This window comes from Arthrobacter sp. 01T428, assembly GCF_056398685.1.
In genome coordinates this window covers 22,957-47,282 of the sequence record NZ_JBFTPW010000023.1, presented here as the reverse complement: position 1 = coordinate 47,282, position 24,326 = coordinate 22,957, and the positions used below count along the sequence as shown (strand labels likewise).

Here is a 24,326-nt window from a genome sequence, read left to right as displayed (position 1 = left end):
TTTGGCCGGCATCGAGTGCGTAGCGGATTGGACTGATCCCGAAGCTATCGCGTGCCCAGTGCGGAGCGCAATGCATTGGACCGACGAAGATCAGGCTCAGGCTTCCAGCAAGCCGTCGCGGGTGGACTCGGTGGCGGATCGTAGTCCGGCAATTGTTGGACCAGCCGCCAGGATTCCGCGGCTCGACGTCCCGAGGACCGCCGGGTATGCCGCGCCGAAAGTGGCACGCAGATCCGCCGGCGTGGCTCCTTGCGCGCCCAGCCCGGGCGCAAGGATGGGCCCATGGACGGCGTCGAGGTCCAGCCCGAGTTCCACGAGCGCCCTGCCGATCGTGGCACCCACCACGAGACCGACAGACCCCATGGCACCGGGATAACGGCGGTTCTCCTCGGCCGCGGCTTCGGCGATCCGCCGGGCCACCGATTCCGTACCGCCAACATGCTGCACGGACTTGCCCTCCGGGTTGGACGTCAGGGCGAGCACGAAAACACCACGGCCGGACTCCGCCGCGAGGTCGAGCGCCGGGCGCAGCGACTCGAAGCCGAGGTACGGGCTCAGCGTCACCGAGTCTGCTGCCAAGGCGGAGCCATCCCGTAGCCAGGCGTCGGCGTAGGCAGCCATCGTGGAGCCTATGTCTCCGCGCTTGGCGTCGGCGATGCTCAATACTCCGGCGTCCGATGCGGCCGCAAGGGTCCGTTCCAGGACCGCCATGCCTGCCGAGCCGTGACGCTCATAGAGTGCCACCTGCGGCTTGACCGCGGCAGCGAGCGTTGCCACGGCCTCCACGACGGTGAGCGAAAAGCGCTCCAGGCCGGCGACGTCGTCGTTCAATCCCCAGTCCGCCAAGAGCCCCGGGTGGGGGTCAATGCCGACGCACAAGGGGCCGCGGGCGGCCATTGCGGCAGCCAGGCGGGAACCGAAAGGCTCCCTTCCCGGCTGCGCAAGTGAACGCTGCCCGGCTGCGGCAGACTCAGGCATTGACGGCCTCGGCTGCCGCGGCCTGGGAAGCTGACAGTGCCGCTGCGTGCTCCTGCAGGCTCGTCACCGACCACTCGTAGGTGCGCAGTGCCTCGATGGCCTGCACGGCGGCGTTGAACTCGGCAACCGTAGTGATGCAGGGGATGCCGATGGACGTTGCGGCCGCCCGGAGTTCGTAGCCGTCGCTGCGGGCCTCGCCGCCGGAAGGCGTGTTGAAGACCATGTCGATTTCGCCGGCGATGATGAGGTCCGCGATGGTTCCTTCGCCTTCGGCGCTGCTGCCTTCGGCGACCTTGCGGACCGGGGTGGCCTGGATGCCGTTGCGGCGCAGGACATCCGCGGTGCCACCCGTCGAGACGATCTCGAAACCGAGATCGGACAGGCGCTTGACGCCCATGATCACCGATCGCTTGTCCCGGTTGGCCACAGAGACGAAGATCTTGCCTTCGGTGGGCAACGCGTTGTTGGCCGCGGCCTGGCTCTTGGCGAAAGCGGTGTCGAAGTGCTTGTCGATGCCCATGACCTCACCGGTGGAGCGCATTTCCGGGCCGAGCAGCGAGTCCACTACCTTGCCTTCCGGGGTCCTGAAGCGGCTGAACGGCAGCACGGCCTCCTTCACCGCGACAGGCGCGTCGAGGGGCAGGGTTGAACCGTCGCCCGTCTCCGGCAGCATCTTGTAGGCGCTGCGGAGCTGGTTGATGGTGACGCCGGTGCCGATCAGGGCCGCAGCCTTGGCCATTTGCACGCCCGTTGCCTTTGAGACGAACGGAACGGTGCGGGAAGCGCGCGGGTTGGCCTCGAGCACGTAGAGCACGTCTGAAGCCAGCGCGAACTGGATGTTGATGAGGCCACGGACGCCGACGCCTTCAGCGATGGCCCGGGTGGCCGTGCGGACGCGTTCGATCACGTTGCTGCCCAGGGTGATCGGGGGCAGGACGCACGCGGAGTCACCGGAGTGGATGCCGGCTTCCTCGATGTGCTCCATGATGCCGCCGAGGTACATGTCCGTGCCGTCGAAGAGCGCGTCGACGTCGATTTCGACGGCGTCCTCGAGGAAGCGGTCGATCAGCACCGGGTGGTCCGGGGTGATTTCGGTGGCGTTGGCGATGTAGCGCGAGAGGTTGGCCTCGTCGTAGACGATCTCCATGCCGCGTCCGCCCAGCACGTAGGACGGGCGGACGAGGACCGGGTAGCCGATTTCGTCGGCGATCTTCTTCGCGTCCTCGAAGGACACAGCGGTGCCGTTCTTCGGGGCGATCAGTCCGGCCTGGTCAAGCACTCGCGAGAACATGCCGCGGTGCTCGGCAAGGTCGATCGCTTCCGGGGAGGTACCCAGGATCGGCACGCCGGCGTCCGCCAGCTGCTGTGCGAGCTTGAGCGGGGTCTGTCCGCCGAGCTGCACGAACACGCCCATGACGCCGCCCGTGCGCTCCTCGGCCGCGATGACTTCGAGGACATCCTCGAGAGTCAACGGTTCGAAGTAGAGGCGCGTTGAGACGTCGTAGTCCGTGGAGACGGTTTCCGGGTTGCAGTTGACCATGACGGTCTCGTAACCGGCCTTGCGCAACGCCATGGAGGCGTGGACGCACGAGTAATCGAACTCGATGCCCTGGCCGATGCGGTTCGGTCCCGAACCCAGGATGATGACGGAAGGCTTGGAGTGCAGGCCGACCTCGTCCTCCTCGTCATATGACGAGTAGTGGTACGGGGTGTAGGCAGCAAATTCAGCGGCACAGGTGTCCACCGTCTTGTAAACCGGACGGATGCCCAGGGCCTGCCGGACGCCGCGGACAACGGCCTCCGGGTTGTGCGTCAGGGCGCCGATCTGCTCGTCCGAGAAACCGTGGCGCTTGGCGTTGCGGAGCATGTCTTCCGTCAGGGCGCCGGCCTTGCGGATCTCGTGGGACATTTCGTTGAGCAGCTGCAGCTGGTCGAGGAACCACGGATCGATCTTGGTTGCGGCGTAGAGTTCCTCAACCGAGGCGCCGCCGAGCAGGGCGCGCTGGACCTGGTGGAGGCGGTCCGTCGTCGGGCGCTTGGACTTCTCGATGAGTTCCGGAACTTCCCATTCGGGAACGTGGCTGAAGTCCAGCTGCGAGCCCTTCTGCTCGAGGGAGCGAAGGGCCTTCTGCAGGGCTTCCGTGAAGTTGCGGCCCATGGCCATGGCTTCACCGACGGACTTCATGGTGGTGGTCAGCGTGTTGTCCGCGGCCGGGAACTTCTCGAACGCGAATCGCGGAACCTTGACGACGACGTAGTCGAGCGTCGGCTCGAACGATGCCGGAGTCTTCTGCGTGATGTCGTTGGGGATCTCGTCCAGGGTGTAGCCCAGGGAGAGCTTGGTGGCGATCTTGGCGATCGCGAAGCCGGTGGCCTTGGAAGCCAGCGCCGAGGATCGCGAAACCCGCGGGTTCATTTCGATGACGACGACGCGTCCTGTGTCCGGCTCAATGGCGAACTGGATGTTGCAGCCACCCGTGTCGACGCCGACTTCGCGGATGACGGCGATGGAGATGTCGCGCAGCCTCTGGTACTCGCGGTCCGTCAGGGTCAGGGCCGGGGCAACCGTGATGGAGTCGCCCGTGTGGACACCCACCGGATCGAAGTTCTCTATGGAGCAGACAACAACGACGTTGTCGTTCTTGTCGCGCATCATCTCCAGCTCGTACTCTTTCCAGCCAAGGATGCTCTCTTCGAGCAGGACCTCGGAGGTGGGGCTGTACTGCAGGCCCTGGCCCACGATGCGGCGCAGGTCGTCCTCGTTGTACGCCAGGCCCGAGCCCAGGCCGCCCATGGTGAAGGATGGGCGGACAACCATCGGGTAGCCGAGGTCTTCCGCCGCAGTCAGTGCTTCATCCATGGTGTGGATGATGTGGCTGCGCGCCGACTCGGCGCCGCAGCGTTCCACGACGCCCTTGAACTTTTCGCGGTCCTCGCCGAGTTCGATCGCGGCAATGTTGGCACCGATGAGTTCGACGTTGTACTTCTCGAGCACGCCGTTCTTGTCGAGCGCGATGGCCGTGTTGAGGGCCGTCTGTCCACCCAAGGTAGGCAGGACGGCGTCCGGGCGCTCCTTGGCGATGATCTTTTCCACTACCTCCGGGGTGATGGGCTCCACGTAGGTGGCATCGGCGAACTCGGGGTCCGTCATGATGGTGGCCGGGTTGGAGTTCACGAGGATGACGCGCAGGCCCTCCTCTTTGAGCACCCGCAGGGCCTGGGTTCCGGAGTAGTCGAATTCGGCCGCCTGGCCGATGACGATCGGGCCGGACCCGATAACGAGGACGCTCTTGAGATCTGTACGCTTTGGCATTACTTGGTGTCCTCGTTCTTCGCGGAGTTCGATGTCTGAGTGTCGGTGCCCTGTGCGGCGTCCTGGCCGTTCTTCGTGCTCTCCATCAGCTCGATGAAGCGGTCGAAGAGGTAGGCGGCGTCGTGCGGTCCGGCCGCGGCTTCGGGGTGGTACTGGACCGAGAAGGCCGGAATGTCGAGGCAGGCGAGTCCTTCGACGACGTCGTCGTTGAGGCTCACGTGGCTGACCTCGACCCGGCCGAAGCGCTCTTCGGGAGCCATGGTGGCACCGTCCATGGGAGCGTCGACGGCGAAGCCGTGGTTCTGCGAGGTGATTTCGACTTTGCCCGTGCGGCGGTCCATCACCGGCTGGTTGATTCCGCGGTGGCCGTACTTGAGCTTGTAGGTACCGAATCCGAGGGCGCGGCCCAGGATCTGGTTGCCGAAGCAGATTCCGAAGTACGGCAGCTTCTCATCGAGCACGGAGCGGAGCAGTTTCACCTGGGCATCCGCCGTGGCGGGGTCTCCGGGGCCGTTGGACATGAAGAAGCCGTCAGGGTTGACTGCCTTGACGTCTTCCAGTGTTGCGGTGGCCGGCAGGACATGGACACGTACGCCGCGTTCGGCGAAGCGGACCGGGGTCATGGCCTTGATGCCAAGGTCGATCGCGGCGATGCTGAATTTCGGCTCGCCGTCCCAGCCATGGTCCGCGGGCTCGACGACGTATGCTTCGTCGATGCTCACTTCTTCGGCCAAGCGGGCACCTTCCATGGGTGCGCTGGCCAGGACGGTGTCCAGGAGCTCCTTGTCGGTGGCCTGGGCTGCCTCGCCGGAGAAGATTCCGGCCCGCATGGTCTTGTGCTCACGCAGGTGCCGGGTGATGGCGCGGGTGTCCACGGCCTGGATGCCGACGATGCCCTGTTCGACGAGCTCTGCGTCGAGGCTGCGCTCCGAGCGCCAGTTCGATGGGCGGCGCGCGGCGTCGCGGACCACGTAGCCGGCCACCCAGATGCGGCGGGACTCGGCGTCTTCTTTGTTCACACCGGTGTTCCCGATATGCGGAGCCGTCTGGACCACCAGTTGGCGGGCGTAGGAGGGGTCCGTAATGGTTTCCTGGTAGCCGGTCATACCGGTGGCGAAGACCGCCTCGCCCAGGGCCACGCCCGTGGCGCCGTAGCTGCGGCCGCGGAACGTGCGGCCGTCTTCGAGGACCAGCACTGCCGCGGAGGACTCTGCTGGGTTGGTATTGCCTGTCACTGCGTTGGTGTCCGTCACTTTGTTACTTTCCACTATCGGCATCTGCCTGGGGGGCTGCAGAGATCAAATCTTGAAGTGCTTCGAGGAGCGGTTGCTTGTCAGCGGCGCGCCTGGGCCTGAATCCGGTATCGAGTTCGTGTTCTCCAAGCATCCAGCTCAAGACCACGAGTCCATCCTTCTCCACGAACTTGCCTGCCATTCCGTTGGCGCTGCCGCAATCGGTCACGGCTTCCGCCGGAACGAACAATGGTGAGGTCCCCTTCCGGTCGAAGAGGATGCCTTCCGGATGGACGCTCATTTCCGCGTTGCCGCGGAAGCCAAGCCCGTGGACGGCCACCCGGTCGAGCCAGTCTCCCGCCGTCGTCGTGGCCACATACTGCCCTTCAGCCACAATGCCTGCCGGGCCGAGCGGTTCAGGTACATCCGGAAGCTGCCCGAGGCCGGCCTGCCGCTTGAGCCTGCCGCGCCAACCTATCGCAATGAGTCCGGCCGCGACCGCGGCGAGAACCACAACGAGGAGCAGCGAAGCAATCTTGGTGTCCATCAGTTGCTGCCGGCGCCGGCCGGCTCCGCTGCGTGGCGGTACGGCGTGTTGAGCTTTCCGTCCAGTACGGTCGGGTGGCCCTTGAAGAAGGTGGCGACGACGGCGCCCGGCAGCTCTTTGCCCGCAAAGGGTGAGTTCCGGCCCATGGTCGCCATCTTATGCGGATCCACGGTCCACCGGGCAGCCGGATCCACGAGGATGACGTTCGCGGGCTCGCCGGCCTCGAGCGGACGTCCCTGATCCGCCACGCGGCCAATGGCCGCGGGAACCGTGGACGTGACCCGGGCGAAGTCGGCCCACGTCATGAGTCCGGTTTCGATCATGGTTTCCTGGACTACCGACAAAGCAGTCTCCAGTCCCGTCATGCCCATGGCCGCCTGGGCCCACTCGCACTCTTTGTGCTCGCTCGGGTGCGGGGCATGGTCCGTGCCGACGACGTCGATGGTGCCGTCCGCGAGCCCGGCACGGAGCGCCTGGACATCCGCGTCGGTGCGCAGGGGCGGGTTGACTTTGTAGACGGGGTCGTAGCTGCGGACCAGTTCGTCGGTGAGCAGCAAGTGGTGGGGTGTGACCTCCGCGGTGACGTTGATCCCGCGTTCCTTGGCCCAACGGACGATCTCCACCGAGCCGGCGGTGGATACGTGGCAGACGTGGAGGCGCGAACCGACGTGCTGGGCCAGGAGGACGTCCCGGGCGATGATGCTTTCCTCGGCGACTGCCGGCCAACCGGCCAGGCCGAGGACCGCGGACACGGTGCCCTCGTTCATCTGGGCACCCGCGGTGAGGCGGGGTTCCTGCGCGTGCTGGGCTACGACGCCGTCGAACGCCTTGACGTACTCCAGGGCGCGGCGCATCAGCACGGGATCGTGGACGCAGATGCCGTCGTCGGAGAAGACCCGGACCTGCGCGCGGGAGTCCGCCATGGCGCCGAGTTCGGCGAGCTGCTCGCCGGCGAGCCCGACCGTAACGGCGCCCACCGGGCGGACGTCCACCCAACCGGAGGCGCGGCCCAGGCTGTGGACCTGCTCGACGACGCCGGCCGTGTCCGCCACCGGGTTGCTGTTGGCCATGGCGTGGACCGCGGTGTAGCCGCCAAGGGCCGCGGCGCGGGTACCCGTCTCCACGGTTTCCGCGTCTTCGCGGCCAGGTTCGCGCAAGTGCGTGTGGATGTCTACCATGCCCGGAAGCGCCACGAGGCCCGCGGCCTCGATCACGGTGGCACCGTCGGCGGTAAGGCCGGTGCCGCGCTCAGCGATGACGCCGTCGCGGATCAGCAGGTCCTCGGCGTCGCCACCCAGGATGGCCGCACCTCGGATCAAATAGGTACCCGTTGCTGTCCCTGTTGAGGTCTGGGTCATCAGTTGCTCTCCTTATCGGAACGGGCGGTGCCCGGCATGGGGGCGGCTTCACGGGAATCCCCCGAGAGCAGCAAGTACAGGGCGGCCATCCGGACCGACACGCCATTGCGGACCTGGGCCAGGACGGTGGAGCGCGGCGAATCGGCGGCGGCGGAAGAAATCTCCAGCCCGCGGTTCATGGGGCCGGGGTGCATGATGATGGTGTCCTTGAGCCCGAGGTCGTCGAGGGCGCGGAGGCGGGCATCGTCGAAGCCCCAGCGCCGCGAATACTCGCGGGTGGAAGGGAAGAAGGAAGCGTTCATGCGCTCACCTTGGACGCGCAGCATCATCATGGCGTCCACTCCGGCCTCGAGGGTCTCGTCGAGGTTGTAGCTGACCTTGCAAGGCCAGTGTTCGACGCCGATCGGCAGCAAAGTGGGCGGGGCCACCAGGGTTACTTCCGCACCAAGCGTGCGCAGGAGCCACACGTTGGATCGGGCGACGCGGGAGTGCAGGACGTCGCCGGCGATGGCGACGCGCATCCCCGTGAGGTCCGCGCCCGTGGACGCCGAGCCGTGCAACGCGGACCAGTGGCGGCGCATCGTGAAGGCGTCGAGGAGTGCCTGCGTGGGGTGTTCGTGGGTACCGTCCCCGGCGTTGATGACGGCCGCATCGATCCAGTCGGTGGCGGCCAGGCGGTGCGGAGCTCCGGAGGCCCAGTGGCGGATGACTACCGCATCGGCCCCCATGGCTGCGAGGGTCTGCGCGGTGTCCTTGAGGGACTCGCCTTTCGAAACCGAGGAACCCTTGGCTGCGAAGTTGATGACGTCGGCGGACAGCCGCTTCGCCGCGGCCTCGAAGGAAATGCGGGTGCGGGTGGAGTCCTCGAAGAAGAGGTTGACCACGGTGCGGCCGCGCAGGGCGGGCAGCTTCTTGACCTCCCTGTCCCCCACTGCGGCCATCTCTTCGGCGGTGTCCAGGATCCGGATGGCGTTCTCGGCACTCAGGTTCTCGGTGGAGAGCAGGTGTTTCATGCGCCCGCCTCGATCACTACTTCATTGATGGGCTGGCCATCAACGGAATCGAGTTCCTCGAGGTGGACCCGGACCTTTTCCGAAGAAGACGTGGGCAGGTTCTTGCCGACGTGGTCCGCGCGGATCGGCAGTTCACGGTGCCCGCGGTCCACGAGGACGGCAAGGCGGACGATGCGTGGCCTGCCGAGGTCGATGATGGCGTCGAGGGCTGCCCGGATGGTGCGGCCCGAGTACAGGACGTCGTCGATGAGGACAACAACCTTGTTGTCGATGCCGGACAACGGCAGCTTGGTGGGGTATGGAGGCCTGGCGGGCTGGTGCGAAAGATCGTCACGGAACATGGTGACGTCCAGCTGACCGACAATCGCGGAAGCGTTGACGGACGGATCCGCGGCGGCGATTTTCTCTGCCAGCCGCACTGCCAGCGGATAACCGCGGCGCGGGATGCCCAAAAGAACCAGGTCCTGGGAGCCTTTGTTGGCTTCGAGGATCTCGTGGGCGATACGAGTGAGCGCACGATCGATATCCGCGTGGTTGAGAACAACCCGGGACGGCACCGGCGCAGTGACTTCAGTCATCGCTCGTCTCCCCTTTCCCCGCCTCACGGGACGGAATTAAAAAAGGAACATTTGCTCTTCAAAATTACCACAGGGCTCAGGCCTGCCGGACGCGCCCGGGGCCAGGGCGCTGCGTTTTAGCTCACAGTTGCGGGTACGACGAAGGGCCGGTGCCCGCGGTTTCCCGTGGCTCCGGCCCTTCGTCTGCTTCCAATGCCGCTTATGCGAGCAGTGAAGGCTTCAGCGTCTGCAAGCGGCCGAGGAGGCCGTTGATGAACGCAGGAGATTCGTCGGTGGACATGACCTTGGCCAGGGCTACCGCTTCGCTGACTGCTACGCCGTCAGGCACGTCGTCGTTGTAGAGGAGTTCCCAGGCGCCGATCCGCAGGATGATGCGGTCTACCGCCGGCATCCGCTCCAAGGTCCAGCCCTGGGCGTAGGTCTGCAGGAACTCGTCGATGGTGGGCTGCATGGCAACCACGCCTTCCACGATGTCCACCGTGTACGGGTTGACGACGAGGTCGGTCATTTCCCGGCGGGCCTTCAAGACCTCGAAAGCGGAGGCGGAACGCTGCTCCGCCTCGAACAGTACTTCGAGGGCCCTGTTACGGGCCTTACCACGGGCGCTCACTAGTCGTTGACCCGGCCCAGGTAGCTGCCGTCGCGGGTGTCGACCTTGACCTTGGTGTTGTTCTCAACGAAGAGGGGCACCTGGATCTCGTAGCCGGTCTCGAGGGTAGCCGGCTTCGTTCCGGCCGAGGAGCGGTCGCCCTGCAGGCCCGGCTCGGTGTAGGTGATTTCGAGGACAACGCTCGGGGGCAGTTCGATGTAGAGCGGGGTGCCCTCGTGGATGGCGATGTTGACCATCTGGTTTTCCAGCATGAAGTTGGTGGCGTCGCCTACCGTGGCACCGGAAACCGTGATCTGGTCGAAGTCCTGGGTGTCCATGAACACGAAGTCCGCGCCGTCCTGGTACAGGTACTGGTAGTCGCGGCGGTCAACCGTGGCGGTTTCGATCTTGAGGCCGGCGTTGAAGGTCTTGTCGACCACTTTGCCCGACATGACGTTGCGCATCTTCGTGCGCACGAACGCGCCGCCCTTGCCCGGCTTGACGTGCTGGAACTCAATGATGTTCCAGAGCTGGCCCTCGAGCTTCAGCACGGTTCCATTCTTGATGTCATTTGTGGTTGCCACTAGTATCCTCTGGTTTCTCTCACTGGTGCTAGCTACTGCTTTAGCTACTGGTTTAGCTTCCAGCCGACTATGCCAAGCAGGCATGCCGTGACGGCCGCCAGCGCGTATTTATCAAAAATCCAAAGTCCATTCTACCGGCAAAATGCGCCGAGCCTGGCCGCGCCCGTGTCAGGAGGCGAACTCGAGGACGTTCCGGGCGCGCTGCAGGGCCACAGCAGAGGAGTAGATCAGCGAAGCGTCGGCCGCCAAGGCGACCCGCAGGTCCAAGGCCTTGGTAAACGATTCTGCAGCGGCGACGTGATTGCCGGCCACAAAATAAGCCCGCCCCAAGTATTGGTGCACCACAGGTTCCTTGGCGGTGCCGTGGACTTCGCCCAGGAGTTGGCGGAAGAGCTCCACGGCCCGGTCAAAGCGGTTGGTGGCACGGTGCAGTTCGGCCTCGAAGATCCGTAATTTGAACGACTCGGGATCGTTGTAGCGCGCCTCGGCCAACAACTCGGCGGCTTCACCCGGGTGGCCTTCGAGCATGAGGGCCATGATGCGGTCGGCCGGATCGCTCGACTCGGCCAGTGCGGACTGCATGGCTTCCTCGTTGACGATGGCCGGCAGGAGGGTGTCAGGGTTGGTGCGCACCCCGGGGAATCCGCCCGTGGGCCAATCGCTGATGCTGCTGAAGGTCTCGGTGGTCATGATGCGATCTCCTGGTAGGCAGCGAAGAGCAACGAGGTGTCCGGGACGTCAAGGATTCCGGGCTTTGCGACGCCGTCGAGCACCACGAAGCGCAAGAGGTCTCCGCGGGATTTCTTGTCACGGCGCATGCCGTCCAGCAGGCCCTGCCAGCGGTCCCGGCGGTAGGTGACCGGCAACCCGAGTCCCTCCAGGATGGTGCGGTGCCTGTCGGCGTCGACGTCGGAAAGCCGGCCGACGCTGCGGGCGAGCTCGGCGGCAAACATCATGCCGACCGAAACCGCTGCGCCGTGGCGCCACGAGTAGCGTTCCACGAGTTCGATCGCATGGCCAAGGGTGTGCCCGTAGTTGAGGATTTCACGCAGGCCGGATTCCTTGAGGTCTTCGGAAACCACCTTCGCTTTGACCGCGATGGCGCGTTCGATGAGCTCGCGGAGCACCGCCGAGCCTGGATCGGTGACTTCCTCCGGCTTGTTTTCGACGAGTTCCAGGATGGCGGGATCGGCAATGAATCCGCACTTGATGACCTCCGCCATTCCGGAGATCAACTCGTTCTTGGGCAGCGTCTGGAGTGTGTCCAGGTCCGCGAGGACAGCCGCGGGCGGATGGAAGGAACCTACCAGGTTCTTGCCTTCGGCCGTGTTGATGCCGGTCTTGCCGCCAACCGATGCGTCCACCATACCGAGGAGGCTCGTGGGCATGTGGATGACCTTGACGCCGCGCAGCCACGTTGCGGCGACGAATCCGGCCAGGTCGGTGACCGCGCCGCCGCCGACCGCCACGATGGCGTCGGAGCGGGTGAAGTCGTTCTGGCCAAGCACTTGCCAGCAGAAGGCGGCAACCTGGATGTGCTTGCCTTCTTCGGCGTCGGGGATCTCGGCTGTGAGGGCCGTGAACCCGGCAGCCTCGAGTTCGGCGCGGACCGTATCGCCCGTGAGGCGCAGGGCACGAGGGTGGATCACGAGAACCCGCCGGACCCGCTCGCCCAGCTTCGCGGGAAGGGTCTCCAGGAGCCCGCGCCCGACAACGACGTCATAGTTCTCGTTGGCGGACTGGCCAGTGACCTTGATGACAGTTGCTTCGTTGCTCACTTTTGCACTTCCTCTTTCAAGGCCGCGTATTCACGCAGTCTTTCCTCCACGTGGAGGGCGATTTCCGCCACTGTCCCGGACCGGACGTCGACGATGATGTCTGCAAGGCGTTCATAGACTGGACGCCGGGCGGCAAAAAGGGTCTCCCAGCGGGCCATGGCGTCACCGGCCAGGAGTGGCCGGCCTGTGTTGCGGGCAATGCGCTCGGCGACAGTCTCGGCGTCGCACTCAAGGTAGATCACGGTGCAGTCGCCCAGCAGCTGCTGCGTGCCCGAATCGAGCACTGCGCCGCCACCCAGCGAGACTACGGCACGGTTGATGTTCGCAGCGTCGACGGCGCGTGCCACCGTCCTGGCCTCGATCTCCCGGAATGCGTGTTCTCCGCGACCGGCGAAAATATCCGCAATCGTGCCGTGGTGCTCAACGATGACGGCGTCCGTGTCCACGAAGGGCACGCCCAATTGTTGGGCGAGTTGCTGGCCGATGACCGACTTGCCGACGGCCATTGGCCCAACCAAAACGATCGCGCGCCCATAACCGGCGCCCGAGTTACCGCGGACCACTAGTGGCCGACCGAGTCCAGGGTTGCCGGGATGCTGTCCAGGTAACCCCGAAGGTTCCGGGCGGTCTCAGCGACCGAGTCACCGCCGAACTTCTCGGCAACGGCCTCGGCCAACACCAGGGCAACCATGGCCTCGGCCACGACACCCGCCGCCGGAACGGCACAGACGTCGGAGCGCTGGTGGTGCGCCTTGGCTGCCTCACCGGTGCTCACGTCAATGGTCTTCAACGCACGCGGGACGGTGGCGATGGGCTTCATGGCGGCACGGACACGCAGGACTTCGCCGATGCTCATGCCGCCTTCGATGCCACCGGCCCGGTTGGTCTTGCGGACGATCCGGCCGGTCTTGTCCTTGACGATTTCATCGTGCGCGGCGGAGCCACGGCGGGCCGCTGTCAGGAAGCCATCGCCGACTTCGACGCCCTTGATTGCCTGGATGCCCATCAGGGCAGCGGCCAGGCGGGAGTCGAGGCGACGGTCCCAGTGCACGTAGCTTCCGAGCCCCGGCGGAAGGCCGTAGGCCAGGACTTCGACAACACCGCCGAGGGTTTCGCCTTCCTTGTGTGCTGCGTCGACCTCGGCCACCATGGCGTCGGAGGTCTCCCGGTCGAAACAACGCAAAGGATCGGCGTCGAGGGCCAGGACGTCGGACGGCACGGGCAGGGGGCGGCCCTCGGGCACGGTCACGCTCGCGATGGATACGGTGTGGCTCACGAGCTCGATGCCAAGCTGCTTCAGGAATTGCGAAGCGACGGTACCCAAGGCGACACGCGTGGCGGTCTCGCGGGCGCTGGCGCGTTCCAACACAGGGCGGGCCTCAGGGAATCCGTACTTCTGCATGCCTGTGAAGTCCGCATGGCCGGGCCGCGGACGTGTCAACGGCGCATTGCGGGCTTGGTCCGCGAGGACTGCGGGGTCCACCGGGTCGGCAGACATGATCTGCTCCCATTTGGGCCATTCGGTGTTGCCGATCTGGATCGCGACGGGGCCACCCTGCGTCACACCGTGCCTGACGCCGCCAAGGATGGTCACTTCGTCCTGCTCGAACTTCATCCGGGCGCCGCGGCCATAGCCGAGACGGCGACGCGCCAAGGCGTCACGTATTTCCTCGCTGGTCAGTTCAACACCGGCGGGGACGCCTTCAACAATTCCGAGCAGTGCCGGGCCATGGGATTCACCGGCAGTCAACCAACGCAACATATATCCAATCCTGCCATGTAAGGCCCCTACTAGACCCGCCGGGGAAGCCCGACTGAGTCACACATCACATCTATGACATCGGCGGTGACGTCGGCTCCTGAAAACAAACGGATTTGCTCCACGGCCTGATAGAGCAACATCTCGAGGCCCGGAACCACCACTCCGCCCCGCGAACGCCATGCTTCGGCAATACGGCTGGGCCAAGGATCGTAGGCCACATCGAGCAGCACACCTGTGCCGACGTCGGGAAGCGTGCCGACGGGAAGCTGCTCAAGCTGCGCCGCAATGCCGTCCGCCGCCCGCGGCGGAAGTGTGGAGATCACCAGATCCGCTCCTGCCATGCCAACAGCCGCTTCGGTCATCGGCCGGAGGTGGATGGAAAGCCCGACGGCGGCTGCCGCGGCTTTCGCCTCGGCGGCCCGCCCGGCGTCGCGCACAAAGACGTCAACGTGTTTCGAGCCGAGCTCCCGGAGCGCCGCAATAGCCGCTGCCGAGGTCCCTCCGCCGCCAAGGACCGCCGAGCCCGGCTGCTCCTTGACTCCTGCATTCCTGACGGCGTCGACTATGCCCGCCACATCCGTGTTGTGGCCGACCCGCCGCACGCCGTACTCAGTCGCTTCGAAAGCCACCGTGTTGATGACGCCCAAGTACGCACCGGCCCCCCGGACCTCGTCGACTTCGTCCACCATGGCGGTCTTGAGGGGCATGGTGACGGACAAACCGCACCAGTCATCCCCGTCCACGAGGCCCGCCATGAAGGCCGGGAGCCGCTCCACCGTTACATCGATCGCCGAGTATTCGATGTCGAGCCCGAGCTTCGCGTAGGCCGCTCGGTGGAGCGCTGGTGACTTCGAGTGGCTGATGGGGTGCCCCAGGACGGCAGCACGTCTACTCACACGCACCGTCCGGCGTTGGCAGCACACCAGGCGTTGTATTGGTCAACGTATTTGAGGTGTTCCGCCAGGGTGCTGGAGAACTTGGTTTCCTTGGTGTCGAGATTGATCGTCACCCAGTAAAGGTAGTTGTTGGCTGTCGGCTTGGCGGCGGCATCGATCGCCGTCTTGCCGGGTGAACCGATGGGGCCGACCGGCAGGCCCACGTTGGCGTAGGTGTTGTAGGGGTTGCCCTTGTCGGCCTTCTGGGCGTCGGTCAGGTGGAAGGTCTTGGTACCCAGGCCGTACGTAACGGTGGCGTCGGACTGGATGAGCCCGTTCGTCTCGGTGTTGCCCGGCTTGAGCCTGTTGTAAATGGCGCCGGCCACGTTGCCGTAATCGGCCTGCCCGCCTTCAGCCTGCACGATGCTGGCCACCGTGATGGTCTGGTACTGCTTGGCGGGATCCGTGACACCCTGGGCCTTGAGCTCGTCGGTAGTGGCCGTGACCAGCTTCTGGAGGATGTCCTTGGCAGAGGTTCCAACGGGGAAACGGTACTCCCCCGGTGCCAGGAAGCCTTCCAGGTTCTTTGCCTGGGCAGGGACGCCAAACTGGGCCGGCGAGTCGCTGAGCGCCTTCAACTCGGAGAGAGGTATGCCCGAACCCTTGGAGATCGCGTCAAGGGATTCACCGATGCGCAATCCGGCACTCAATGCGAAGTACATGATCTTGGAAGAATCCTTGCCGAGGAGCACATTCACCGCATCGGAGTTCTTCATTTCCGTTTTGAAAGTGAAATCACCGGGTGAGAGCTCACCACCGGCGGCAGTGAAGGCTGCCACGAAAGAATCGGCGTCGGCAATGACGTGCTGGCTCTGGAGGTTGCTCGCGACCAGCTTGGGGCCGGAGCCCGGAGCAACCGTGATGGTGACCGAGCCGGTGCCCGGGCCTGGGTAGTCGCTGACCTTGTCCATCCCGAGCAATGGCTTCAGGAACTGTGCACCAACGGCAACCGCTGCGACGAACACCGTGAGGGTGAGCAGGAGCGCGACAAGCCGACGGCGCCTGCGGACTTTCTTCGAGGGGACCTTCGGCGCAGGAGTCGCAGCTGCCATGAGGTCGTGCGCACCGTGCTCCTCGTGGACCCCGTAGTCGAACTGGGGGTCGTGGTGCGCATAACCTTCGTCATGGGCCTGCAGGTCGTGAAACTCGTCATCGTGTGCAACGTCGTAGCTGTGAACAGCGTCGTGCTCGACGACATCGGGGTGGAGAGTATCGTGCCTGACGTCGTCGGGGTGCGCCACGTCGTAGTGCTCGACCTCTGGCTGCACTGTGTCGTCGATGGGGTGCACAGCGTCAACGGGCTGCAGGGGAACTTCAGGCTGCGCTGGGTCAGGGTGCTCCTGCAGGTCCTCTTGGGACCGGACTGCTTCTCCATGGTTACCGTCGCCATGGATACCGTCGTCGTGGAGGTCAGCGGCGTGCGTGGTCGCTTCCGGGGCCGCCGGCGCATAGTCCGGGACGAATGCAGGCTGCGGTTTCGGGACTGCGACAGGTTCAAAGTGGACAGGCACAGGTGGTGGCAACACCTCCTGGTTCTGCGTCTCCAGGAATCGTTCCCTGGCACGGATTTCACGACGCGTCAGAGGCCGGGTACGGTCTTCTGCTGCGTCGTTGGAGGGGTCGTTGTTGACCGGGCTCACTATTGTCTTCCCCTCGTTGGAGAGTGTGGATCAATGCCGGAGGCCGGCAGCGGCGCACTGGCACCGTCAATGTGTTGGGGTGGCATTGGCGCCTGCACGCGCCTGCCCACATCCGCACCTCTGGCTTTTTGCATGTCGATCGCGTGCTGCAGAATTCCGGCAGCGGCAACCTGATCCACCACTTTACGATGATCCTTGCTGCTCATGCCAGCTTCATGGAGATTGCGGTGGGCCGTCACAGTACTGAGCCTCTCGTCCACCATGTTGACTGGAACATCGAGTCCTTGGCGCTGCAAGTGGGCTGCCAGCAAGTCCGCGTAGTCCGTGGCCATGGCCGCAGAAGCGTGTTCTTCGCCCTTCATCGTCCGCGGCAGGCCGACGAAGATCTGGACTACGCCGAGCTCCTCGGCATGCCGGACAATGACCCCGATATCGGAATTCTTCTTGGCGTCCCGGCTTACCGTCTTGAACGGCGTGGCCAGGATCCCGTCCGGGTCGCAGATGGCGACTCCCACACGGACGGTCCCGACGTCTACCCCCAGTTTGATGCCCCGGGGGTAGTCGTCGTTGCTCGCAATGGCCTCCAAAATCAGCGCTTGGCGATCGCGTCCACAACGGCCGCAAGGGCCGGTGCGATCTTCGCGTCGTCGGTTCCGCCGCCTTGGGCGACGTCGTCCTTGCCGCCACCGCCGCCACCGAGGATTCCTGCGGCCACGCGGACAAGGGCGCCTGCCTTGACGCCCGCTTCACGCGCTGCCTCGTTGGTGGCGATGATGATGACCGGACGATCGTTGCTGACACCGGCCACGGCAACCGTGGAAGCTTCGGAGCCGAGCCGGTTTCGGATGTCCATGGCGAGGCTGCGGAGGTCGTCCGCTCCCCCGACTTGGCCGGCGTCGTGCGCCACTACCCGGACGCCTGCGGCATCCTGGGCCGTGGCAACGAGGTTCGCAGCGGCTGCGGTCAGCTGTTCCTTGCGGAGGCGGTCGAGTTCCTTTTCCGTTGCCTTGAGCTTGGCCAAGGTGCTGGAGATCCGGTCCGCCAACTGGCCCGACGGGACCTTGAGCATCTCCGTAAGCTCGGTGACCAAGGCTCGCTCAGCTGCGAGGTGCCGGAAGGCGTCGAGGCCGACGAAGGCTTCCACGCGGCGGTTTCCCGAACCCACGGATTGCTCGCCGAGCAGCGACAGGCTCCCGATGAGGGAGGTGTTGGCCACATGGGTGCCACCGCAAAGCTCACGGGACCACGCGCCGTTGATCTCCACGACGCGGACTTCGCTGCCGTAGTTTTCGCCGAAGAGGGCCATGGCGCCCAGGGCCTTTGCCTCGGCGAGGCCCATCACCTTGGTGTCCACCCGGAAGTTATTGCGGATGGCGATGTTCGAGACCTCTTCGATCTCGGACTTCGTGGCTGCGCTCAATCCCTCGCCCCAGGCGAAGTCGAAGCGTAGGTAACCGGCCTTGTTGAAAGAGCCACGCTGGGTGGCTTCCGGGCCGAGGATCTGGTGCAGGGCGGCGTGCACGATGTGGGTGCCCGTGTGGGCCTGCTCGGCGGCGTGGCGGCGTTCGCGGTCGACGGCGGCACGCACCAAAGCGTCCGAGGCGATCTCGCCTTCGCGGACGATAGCCTTGTGGACGCTCAGGCCCTTCACGGGGCGCTGGACGTCGAGGACCTCGACGACGAAGCCGTCACCGGTGATGAGGCCCTTGTCGGCCGACTGGCCACCCGCCTCTGCGTAAAACGGGGTCTCGTTGAGCACGAGCTCGATTTCGTCGCCCGTGGAGGCGTGGGCAACACGCCGGCCGGAGCTCACGATGCCGCGGACCCGGGCCTCGCCTTCCAGTTCGGTGTAGCCGGTGAAGACCGTCTCGCCCTCGGCCAGGAGCTCCTGGAAGGCCGAGACGTCGGCGTGTCCACCCTTCTTGGCCTTGGCATCCGCCTGGGCGCGCTGGCGCTGCTCCAGCATGAGGCTGCGGAATTCGGCTTCGTCAACCTTCAAGCCGGCCTCCTCGGCCATTTCGAGGGTGAGGTCGATCGGGAATCCGTAGGTGTCGTGAAGGGCGAAGGCATCCTCGCCGGACAGAGGCTTTCCGGCGGCCTTGGAGAGCACCACGGCTTCCTCGAGGCGCGCGGTGCCGGAGGCGATGGTGCGCAGGAAGGCTTTTTCTTCGGCGTAGGCGATGCGGCTGATGCGATCGAAGTCGGTCTCCACCACGGGGTAGACACCCTTCATGGCGTCGCGGGAAGCCGGGAGCAATTGCGGCAGGCAGGCTTCTTCGACCCCGAGGAGGCGCATCGCACGGACGGCACGGCGGATCAGCCGGCGCAGGACGTAGCCGCGGCCTTCGTTGGACGGGGACACGCCGTCGGAAATGAGCATGAGGGCCGAACGGATGTGGTCGGCGACGACGCGCATCCGGACGTCGTCCGTGTGGTGCGGGTCGTCAGCGGACTCGGCAGAGGTGTATTCCTTGCCGGAAAGGGCTGCGGCCTTGTCGATGACGGGACGGACCTGGTCCGTTTCGTACATGTTTTCGACGCCCTGCAGGATCATCGCGAGGCGTTCCATGCCGAGGCCGGTATCGATGTTCTTCTTGGGCAGTTCGCCAACGATGTCGAAGTCCACCTTCGAGCGGACGTTCTCGATCTGGTACTGCATGAACACGAGGTTCCAGATTTCGACATAGCGGTTTTCGTCCGCGATGGGACCGCCTTCGGCGCCATAGGCCGGGCCGCGGTCATAGTAGATTTCCGAGCACGGGCCGGCAGGACCAGGCTGCCCGGTGGACCAGTAGTTGTCGGCCTTCCCCATCCTCTGGATGCGAGACGCAGGGATGCCGGTGTTCTTCAGCCACAAGTCCTGGGCTTCGTCGTCTTCCTCGTAGACGGTCACCCAGAGGCGCTCGACGTCGAGTCCGTAACCGCCGTCGTCGACGCTCTTGGTGAGCAACTCGAAGGCGAACTTGATGGCGTCTTCCTTGAAGTAGTCCCCGAAGGAAAAGTTTCCGCACATCTGGAAGAACGTGCCGTGGCGGGCGGTCTTGCCCACTTCCTCGATATCGCCGGTGCGGATGCACTTCTGGACGCTCGTGGCGCGGTCGAAAGGCGGCTCCTCGCGGGCGGTGAGGTAGGGAATGAAGGGAACCATGCCGGCCACAGTGAAGAGCAGGGAAGGGTCGCTGGATACGAGCGATGCTGAGGGGACGGCTGTGTGGCCCTTGCTGACAAAAAAGTCCACCCAGCGTTTGGTGATCTCCTGCGACTTCATTAGCTGATTACTTACCCTTCTCAATTCACTGCACATGAGTTTGTGCGCGGTTCTGGCATGCGCCATTGCCGCAGCTTCTAATTCTGCCCTGTTGACGGCCGCTTGGGCGAACCGCGGCTGCTAACGGCTGCCGGCGTCGGACTCTACGATGCCAAGCGCGGCCCTGAGGTCGACTTCGCGTTCATTCATTCCGGCGCGCACGGCGTCGGCGAAGTCGTACACGCCGTCGGCCAGCCGCGCAACGGCACGGTTCAGGCCTTCGGGGCCAATGGCGGCCTGTGCTTGGGTGATCTTGCGGAAGGCGATGACTCCGATTGCCATGCCGATCCCCATCCAGACAATTCTTTTCACAGTTTTCCTGACATACGAAGGTCGTGACTTACGAACGGATTCAGCGGCTGCGGCGGCCACTGCCCGGTTTGCGGCGGGCGGCAAAAGCCGAGCGCACTCCATAGCTGAACGCTGCCACCTTGATGAGCGGCGAACCGACTGTTGCGGCCACCAGCGAGGACAAGGCAGAGATGTTGGCGGAGGCGTCGGAAACGTTGGAGGTGATGCCATCCACCTTTTTCAGCTGCTGGTTGGTGGTGGAAACCGTCGCCGTGACCTCGTCCATCAGGGGGGTCGCTCCGTCGCTCAAGGCACGGATGGAGGTGCAGACCTCGTCGAAGACGCGCCCTAGTTTGAGGATCGGCACGGCCAACAGCACTACAAGGAGCGCGAAAACTCCGGCCGCGATCAGGCCTGCAATATCGCCACCAGTCATGGACACTCGTCTCCTAGCATTTGTTGCTTTGCCGCTGGTTCGCCATGTGGTTCTACACAGGCACCCCGGCGTGGCTTCCCCAAGTACCTTACATACAAAGAAGCCCGCGGCGCGTGCCACGGGCTTCTTTGTATGTGCTTGCTGGGAATTAGCGAGCGTAGAATTCGACCACGAGCTGCTCTTCGCAGGTCACGGGGACCTCGGAGCGCTTCGGGCGACGAACCAGGCGTGCCTGGAGGGCGTCGATCTTGACGTCCAGGTATGCCGGAACGACGTTCAGGACGTGTGCGCCGGCAGCTGCAACCTGGAACGGAGCCATGACTTCGCTACGGCTGTGAACGTGGATGAGCTGGCCTTCCGCAACGCGGAACGACGGGCGGTCCACGCGGATGCCGTCAACGAGGATGTGGCGGTGCACAACCAGCTGGCGGGCCTGGGCGATGGTGCGGGCGAAGCCGGCACGCAGCACGAGGGCGTCGAGACGCATTTCGAGCAGTTCGATCAGGTTTTCACCGGTCAGGCCCTTGGTGCGACGTGCTTCTTCGAAGGCACGGGTCATCTGGGCTTCGCGGATGCCGTACTGGGCGCGCAGACGCTGCTTTTCGCGCAGACGTACGGCGTAGTCAGAGTCCTGCTTCTTGCGGGCACGGCCATGCTCACCGGGGCCGTACGGACGGCGCTCCATGTACTTGGCGGCCTTGGGAGTCAGAGCGATGCCGAGTGCACGCGAAAGGCGTGCGGTACGGCGAGCACGAGTGTTGTTAGCCACTTGTGTCCTTCCAATATCTGCGGTGTGTCAGTGTTACTGGCCTCCATGAGGGAGAGCATCGGCCAACCGCTGCCTTTTGCTACGGGGCGCAGGGCACAGCATCAAAACCTGGATTTTGATGGATTGTGCGCCTGAGCCTTGCCAGACAAGCATCTAGCCTACCATGACGGCTACTTGCCCCGGATGATCCTGCGCAGCCGCTCAAGCCTCGGAGCAATATCCCGTTCGGCGCCGTTTGCCGTGGGCTCGTAATAGTCCCTGCCGACCAGATCGTCCGGAGCGTACTGCTGGGTGGCAACGCCATGCGGGGCATCGTGGGCATACTTGTAGCCTTGGCCGTGCCCAAGGCCTTTCGCTCCTTGGTAGTGCGCGTCCCGCAAATGCGCCGGAATCCCGACCCCCATCCCCGCACGCACATCTGCGATGGCTTTGTTGATGCCCAGGTAGGCGGCATTTGACTTGGGCGCAGTCGCCAGATGCACCACCGCTTCGGCGAGGATGATCCGGCCTTCGGGCATGCCGATCAACTGCACTGCCTGGGCAGCGGCGACGGCGGTCTGCAGCGCCGTCGGATCCGCCATGCCGATGTCCTCGGCGGCCGAAATGACGATCCGGCGCGCCACGAAGCGCGGATCCTCGCCCGCCTCGAGCATGCGGGCCAGATAGTGGAGGGCCGCATCGACGTCGGAACCGCGGATCGACTTGATGAACGCACTGGCAACGTCATAGTGCTGGTCTCCCGCACGGTCGTAGCGGACGGCAGCCGCGTCCAGCGCCCGCTCCGTATGGCGGAGTTCGACGACGACCGGAGCCTCGGGGGCACCGTCACCGGCCAGCCCTTCCTCTTCAGAAGCGTCTTCGGACGCGTCGCCGTCGTCGTGGTTCCTGTCACCGTAGGCGACGCCGGCAGCGGCCTCGAGCGCGGTGAGCGCACGGCGGGCATCGCCCCCGGACAAGCGGACCAGGTGCTCCAAGGCTTCCGGGGTGAGCTCCACTCCCCCTGCCAAGCCGCGGGCATCGGCAACGGCGCGCTGCAGCAGCGCTTCGATGTCGCTATCGGTGAGCGGTTTCAAGGTAAGCAGCAGTGACCTGGAAAGCAGCGGCGAGACCACCGAGAACGAAGGGTTCTCGGTGGTAGCTGCAACCAGGACCACCCAGCGGTTCTCGACCCCGGGAAGCAGGGCGTCCTGCTGGGCTTTGTTGAAGCGGTGGATCTCATCCAGGAACAGCACCGTGGTGGTCCGATAGAGATCCCGGGCAGTCAAGGCATTTTCCATGACCAGGCGGACATCCTTGACGCCCGCGGTAATGGCGGACAATTCGACGAACTTCCGGCCGGGTCCGCGGGCAATGACGTGTGCCAGCGTCGTCTTGCCCGTACCCGGGGGTCCCCACAAGATGACCGAACTCGGGCCGGCAGGACCGGCGGCGTTGGCCCCTGCGGCAAGCTGCCGCAACGGAGACCCCTGGCCCAGCAAATGCTGCTGGCCCACAACGTCGTCGAGGGTCCGGGGCCTCATACGGACAGCCAAAGGGCTCCGCGGCGACGCCGGACGCCCTGTGCCTGCGCGTCCATCGCTGGAACGGTCCGAATCCGCCTGGCTGCCGGCGTCGTCGTCATTGTCCGCGTCGGCACCAAAGAGATCTTCCACATGGATAGGCTACTCATGATTCCAGCGAAGGAGACATCAACGTGGAGACCCGGCCGTCCGGCCCCAACGAAAAGCCGCCGCCAGGGGCGGTGCGCACCGCTTTCATCCCCGGTCCGCGGTTGACCGGCTGGGTGGAGCGCTTCGCCGCGAGCCATGGCGCCGTTCAGGAAGAGCCCGACGACGGCGGCACGCTCCTGCGGGCGGCCGATGGCGCTACCGCGCTATTAAGGGCCCCCTGGCCTGTCGATGGACGGCCCGGCAGGGGCGCAACCGCGGTTGAGCGCCTGGCGTCGCTTGCTTCGCAGGAACGGCGGCTCGGAATCATCCTGGTGCGCCGGGGCGGCTACGCGGTGGGGGTGGTGAGCGGCGGCAAAGTGTCCGCCTCCAAATCGGGTTCACGTTACGTTCAATCCCGCTCGGCTGCAGGTGGATCCTCGCAGCAGCGCTTTGCCCGTCGTCGTGAGAACCAGGCCAACGCACTGACGGAAGCGGTGGCCGGTTATGCCGCCGCTGTGTTCGCCGGAGACAGTATTGAATATCTCGTTCTGGGCGGAGACACCGCACTCTCCGCGGCGGTCCTCGAAGAAAAGGCGTTGAAGGAATATTCGTCCCGGGCGAAGCTCGCGTTCCTGGCGGTTGCCGACCCCAACGCAACCGTACTTCGCAGGGCTGCGGCGGATGCCTGCGCCGTGCGGATCGACGTCACGGATCCGTTGTAGGAGGGGCGCCGGGCCAGCTAACAGCCCGACAACGCCCGCTGCGGCCGGGCCTGCCGGTAGAGGTACCTGCCGTGCTCTGCGAACCCCGCGCCGTCGTACAGGGTCCGGGCGCCGGTATTCGAGGCCGTTACCAGTAGCCAGAACTCGGACACGCCTCGGTGGGCGCCCGCTTCCAGAAGCGCTTCAAGCACCTGCCGCCCGTAGCCACGGCGGCGGTGCTTGGCCGCAGTTGCCATGCAGTAGATGCCTCCCTTGCCGCCCACCAGGGCGAGGCGCCCGACGGCGGCCGGGACGCCGTCGTCGTCCTTCGCGAGAGCGTAGACGGAAGGGCAAGACACCAGAATCCTCCGGGCGATGTCCAGCTCGGCGTCTCCCCCGCGGCCGTCAACGGACCACCACAGCCGGAGCCACTCTTCGGAAGGCTCCTCCGAGATCTCGACGCCGGTTGCCGGGCCACCGGGCAGGGTAGCTGGAAGGGCGCCGCCCGGACGGACCATGATGAGGGTCTCCGACTGCCGGGTGAATCGCTGCGCATCGAGCACACTGTTGAGGCCCGCGCTTCGCTCATCGTCGAAAATCTGGAAGATCAGCGGCAGGCGCCGGGAGCGGTACCACTGCGTGGCGGCCCGTACTGCCGACTCGTGGTCGCTGGCCTGCTCCCTGGGCCAGACCGAGTTTGCCCGCTGTGTCACGCCTCCGGCGGCCCGCATGACCCATCCCCCGGTGTCCTCACGGTCCGGGGCGGGCCATGCCCGGTCCATGAGCTCCTCGATCGATTCAAGGCCCATTTCCTGTGTCACGCGTCCTCCTCGAATTCAGTCGACGTCATGCTACGCCGAAGGCCC

23 protein-coding genes are annotated in these 24,326 nt (G+C 65.2%); 1 reads left to right on the top strand and 22 read right to left on the bottom strand.

Annotated elements, in window-relative coordinates; all coding sequences use genetic code 11:
• Positions 1 to 96 precede the first annotated feature (96 nt).
• The 21 genes from pyrF to AC1DJB_RS19820 all read right to left on the bottom strand — a co-directional run bounded on the left by pyrF (position 97) and on the right by AC1DJB_RS19820 (position 22,762).
• On the bottom strand, positions 97 to 978 hold the full coding sequence (gene pyrF / locus AC1DJB_RS19920; RefSeq protein WP_306959791.1) for an orotidine-5'-phosphate decarboxylase: 882 nt from the start codon (positions 976 to 978) through the stop codon (positions 97 to 99).
• Positions 971 to 4,291, bottom strand: a complete 3,321-nt coding sequence (gene carB, locus AC1DJB_RS19915) for a carbamoyl-phosphate synthase large subunit (protein WP_284989279.1) — start codon at positions 4,289 to 4,291, stop codon at positions 971 to 973. Before carB ends, pyrF begins: the two co-directional genes overlap by 8 nt.
• Positions 4,291 to 5,568 carry a glutamine-hydrolyzing carbamoyl-phosphate synthase small subunit gene (gene carA / locus AC1DJB_RS19910; RefSeq protein WP_306959788.1) on the bottom strand — a complete coding sequence of 426 codons (1,278 nt, stop codon included), beginning with the start codon at positions 5,566 to 5,568 and terminating at the stop codon, positions 4,291 to 4,293. Before carA ends, carB begins: the two co-directional genes overlap by 1 nt.
• Entirely contained in the window at positions 5,549 to 6,070 is a 522-nt protein-coding gene (locus AC1DJB_RS19905) for a PH-like domain-containing protein (protein ID WP_441433567.1), read from the bottom strand. The genes carA and AC1DJB_RS19905 overlap by 20 nt, the downstream gene beginning before the upstream one ends.
• Positions 6,070 to 7,428: a dihydroorotase gene (locus AC1DJB_RS19900; RefSeq protein WP_441433566.1), complete on the bottom strand. Its 1,359-nt coding sequence runs from the start codon at positions 7,426 to 7,428 to the stop codon at positions 6,070 to 6,072. The genes AC1DJB_RS19905 and AC1DJB_RS19900 overlap by 1 nt, the downstream gene beginning before the upstream one ends.
• On the bottom strand, positions 7,428 to 8,441 hold the full coding sequence (locus AC1DJB_RS19895; RefSeq protein ID WP_307053991.1) for an aspartate carbamoyltransferase catalytic subunit: 1,014 nt from the start codon (positions 8,439 to 8,441) through the stop codon (positions 7,428 to 7,430). The genes AC1DJB_RS19900 and AC1DJB_RS19895 overlap by 1 nt, the downstream gene beginning before the upstream one ends.
• On the bottom strand, positions 8,438 to 9,019 hold the full coding sequence (gene pyrR, locus AC1DJB_RS19890; RefSeq protein WP_059389191.1) for a bifunctional pyr operon transcriptional regulator/uracil phosphoribosyltransferase PyrR: 582 nt from the start codon (positions 9,017 to 9,019) through the stop codon (positions 8,438 to 8,440). The genes AC1DJB_RS19895 and pyrR overlap by 4 nt, the downstream gene beginning before the upstream one ends.
• 199 nt (positions 9,020 to 9,218) lie before the next feature.
• Positions 9,219 to 9,629, bottom strand: coding sequence for a transcription antitermination factor NusB (gene nusB, locus AC1DJB_RS19885; protein ID WP_059389192.1), 411 nt, complete (start codon positions 9,627 to 9,629; stop codon positions 9,219 to 9,221).
• A complete protein-coding gene (gene efp / locus AC1DJB_RS19880; protein ID WP_028267136.1) occupies positions 9,629 to 10,192 on the bottom strand; it encodes an elongation factor P in 564 nt (187 codons plus the stop codon). Before efp ends, nusB begins: the two co-directional genes overlap by 1 nt.
• Before the next feature lie 168 nt (positions 10,193 to 10,360).
• Positions 10,361 to 10,882, bottom strand: a complete 522-nt coding sequence (locus AC1DJB_RS19875; RefSeq protein WP_059389193.1) for a tetratricopeptide repeat protein — start codon at positions 10,880 to 10,882, stop codon at positions 10,361 to 10,363.
• Positions 10,879 to 11,970 carry a 3-dehydroquinate synthase gene (gene aroB / locus AC1DJB_RS19870; RefSeq protein ID WP_284989274.1) on the bottom strand — a complete coding sequence of 364 codons (1,092 nt, stop codon included), beginning with the start codon at positions 11,968 to 11,970 and terminating at the stop codon, positions 10,879 to 10,881. The genes AC1DJB_RS19875 and aroB overlap by 4 nt, the downstream gene beginning before the upstream one ends.
• A complete protein-coding gene (locus AC1DJB_RS19865; protein WP_275937070.1) occupies positions 11,967 to 12,533 on the bottom strand; it encodes a shikimate kinase in 567 nt (188 codons plus the stop codon). The genes aroB and AC1DJB_RS19865 overlap by 4 nt, the downstream gene beginning before the upstream one ends.
• Entirely contained in the window at positions 12,533 to 13,732 is a 1,200-nt protein-coding gene (gene aroC / locus AC1DJB_RS19860) for a chorismate synthase (RefSeq protein WP_441433565.1), read from the bottom strand. Before aroC ends, AC1DJB_RS19865 begins: the two co-directional genes overlap by 1 nt.
• 29 nt (positions 13,733 to 13,761) lie before the next feature.
• Entirely contained in the window at positions 13,762 to 14,628 is an 867-nt protein-coding gene (locus AC1DJB_RS19855; RefSeq protein WP_306959777.1) for a shikimate dehydrogenase, read from the bottom strand.
• Positions 14,625 to 16,307 carry an endolytic transglycosylase MltG gene (gene mltG, locus AC1DJB_RS19850; RefSeq protein WP_441438264.1) on the bottom strand — a complete coding sequence of 561 codons (1,683 nt, stop codon included), beginning with the start codon at positions 16,305 to 16,307 and terminating at the stop codon, positions 14,625 to 14,627. Before mltG ends, AC1DJB_RS19855 begins: the two co-directional genes overlap by 4 nt.
• Positions 16,307 to 16,894 carry a Holliday junction resolvase RuvX gene (gene ruvX, locus AC1DJB_RS19845; protein WP_441433563.1) on the bottom strand — a complete coding sequence of 196 codons (588 nt, stop codon included), beginning with the start codon at positions 16,892 to 16,894 and terminating at the stop codon, positions 16,307 to 16,309. The genes mltG and ruvX overlap by 1 nt, the downstream gene beginning before the upstream one ends.
• Before the next feature lie 2 nt (positions 16,895 to 16,896).
• Entirely contained in the window at positions 16,897 to 19,575 is a 2,679-nt protein-coding gene (gene alaS, locus AC1DJB_RS19840) for an alanine--tRNA ligase (RefSeq protein ID WP_476910753.1), read from the bottom strand.
• A 120-nt stretch (positions 19,576 to 19,695) separates the two neighbouring features.
• Positions 19,696 to 19,908, bottom strand: coding sequence for a hypothetical protein (locus AC1DJB_RS19835; protein ID WP_059389200.1), 213 nt, complete (start codon positions 19,906 to 19,908; stop codon positions 19,696 to 19,698).
• A 58-nt stretch (positions 19,909 to 19,966) separates the two neighbouring features.
• On the bottom strand, positions 19,967 to 20,341 hold the full coding sequence (locus tag AC1DJB_RS19830) for a DUF948 domain-containing protein (protein ID WP_476910752.1): 375 nt from the start codon (positions 20,339 to 20,341) through the stop codon (positions 19,967 to 19,969).
• Between the two features lie 148 nt (positions 20,342 to 20,489).
• Complete coding sequence (rpsD, locus tag AC1DJB_RS19825) at positions 20,490 to 21,110, bottom strand: 30S ribosomal protein S4 (protein ID WP_028267147.1); 621 nt, start codon at positions 21,108 to 21,110, stop codon at positions 20,490 to 20,492.
• A gap of 170 nt (positions 21,111 to 21,280) precedes the next feature.
• Positions 21,281 to 22,762 (bottom strand): replication-associated recombination protein A, encoded by a 1,482-nt coding sequence (locus AC1DJB_RS19820; RefSeq protein WP_307053986.1) that lies wholly within the window; start codon positions 22,760 to 22,762, stop codon positions 21,281 to 21,283.
• Between the two features lie 41 nt (positions 22,763 to 22,803).
• On the opposite strand from AC1DJB_RS19820, the gene AC1DJB_RS19815 reads away from it, so the two are divergent.
• Positions 22,804 to 23,481, top strand: a complete 678-nt coding sequence (locus AC1DJB_RS19815) for an acVLRF1 family peptidyl-tRNA hydrolase (RefSeq protein WP_476910751.1) — start codon at positions 22,804 to 22,806, stop codon at positions 23,479 to 23,481.
• Between the two features lie 17 nt (positions 23,482 to 23,498).
• On the opposite strand, the gene AC1DJB_RS19810 is transcribed toward AC1DJB_RS19815, so the two are convergent.
• Entirely contained in the window at positions 23,499 to 24,269 is a 771-nt protein-coding gene (locus tag AC1DJB_RS19810) for a GNAT family N-acetyltransferase (protein WP_441433574.1), read from the bottom strand.
• Positions 24,270 to 24,326: the final 57 nt, after the last annotated feature.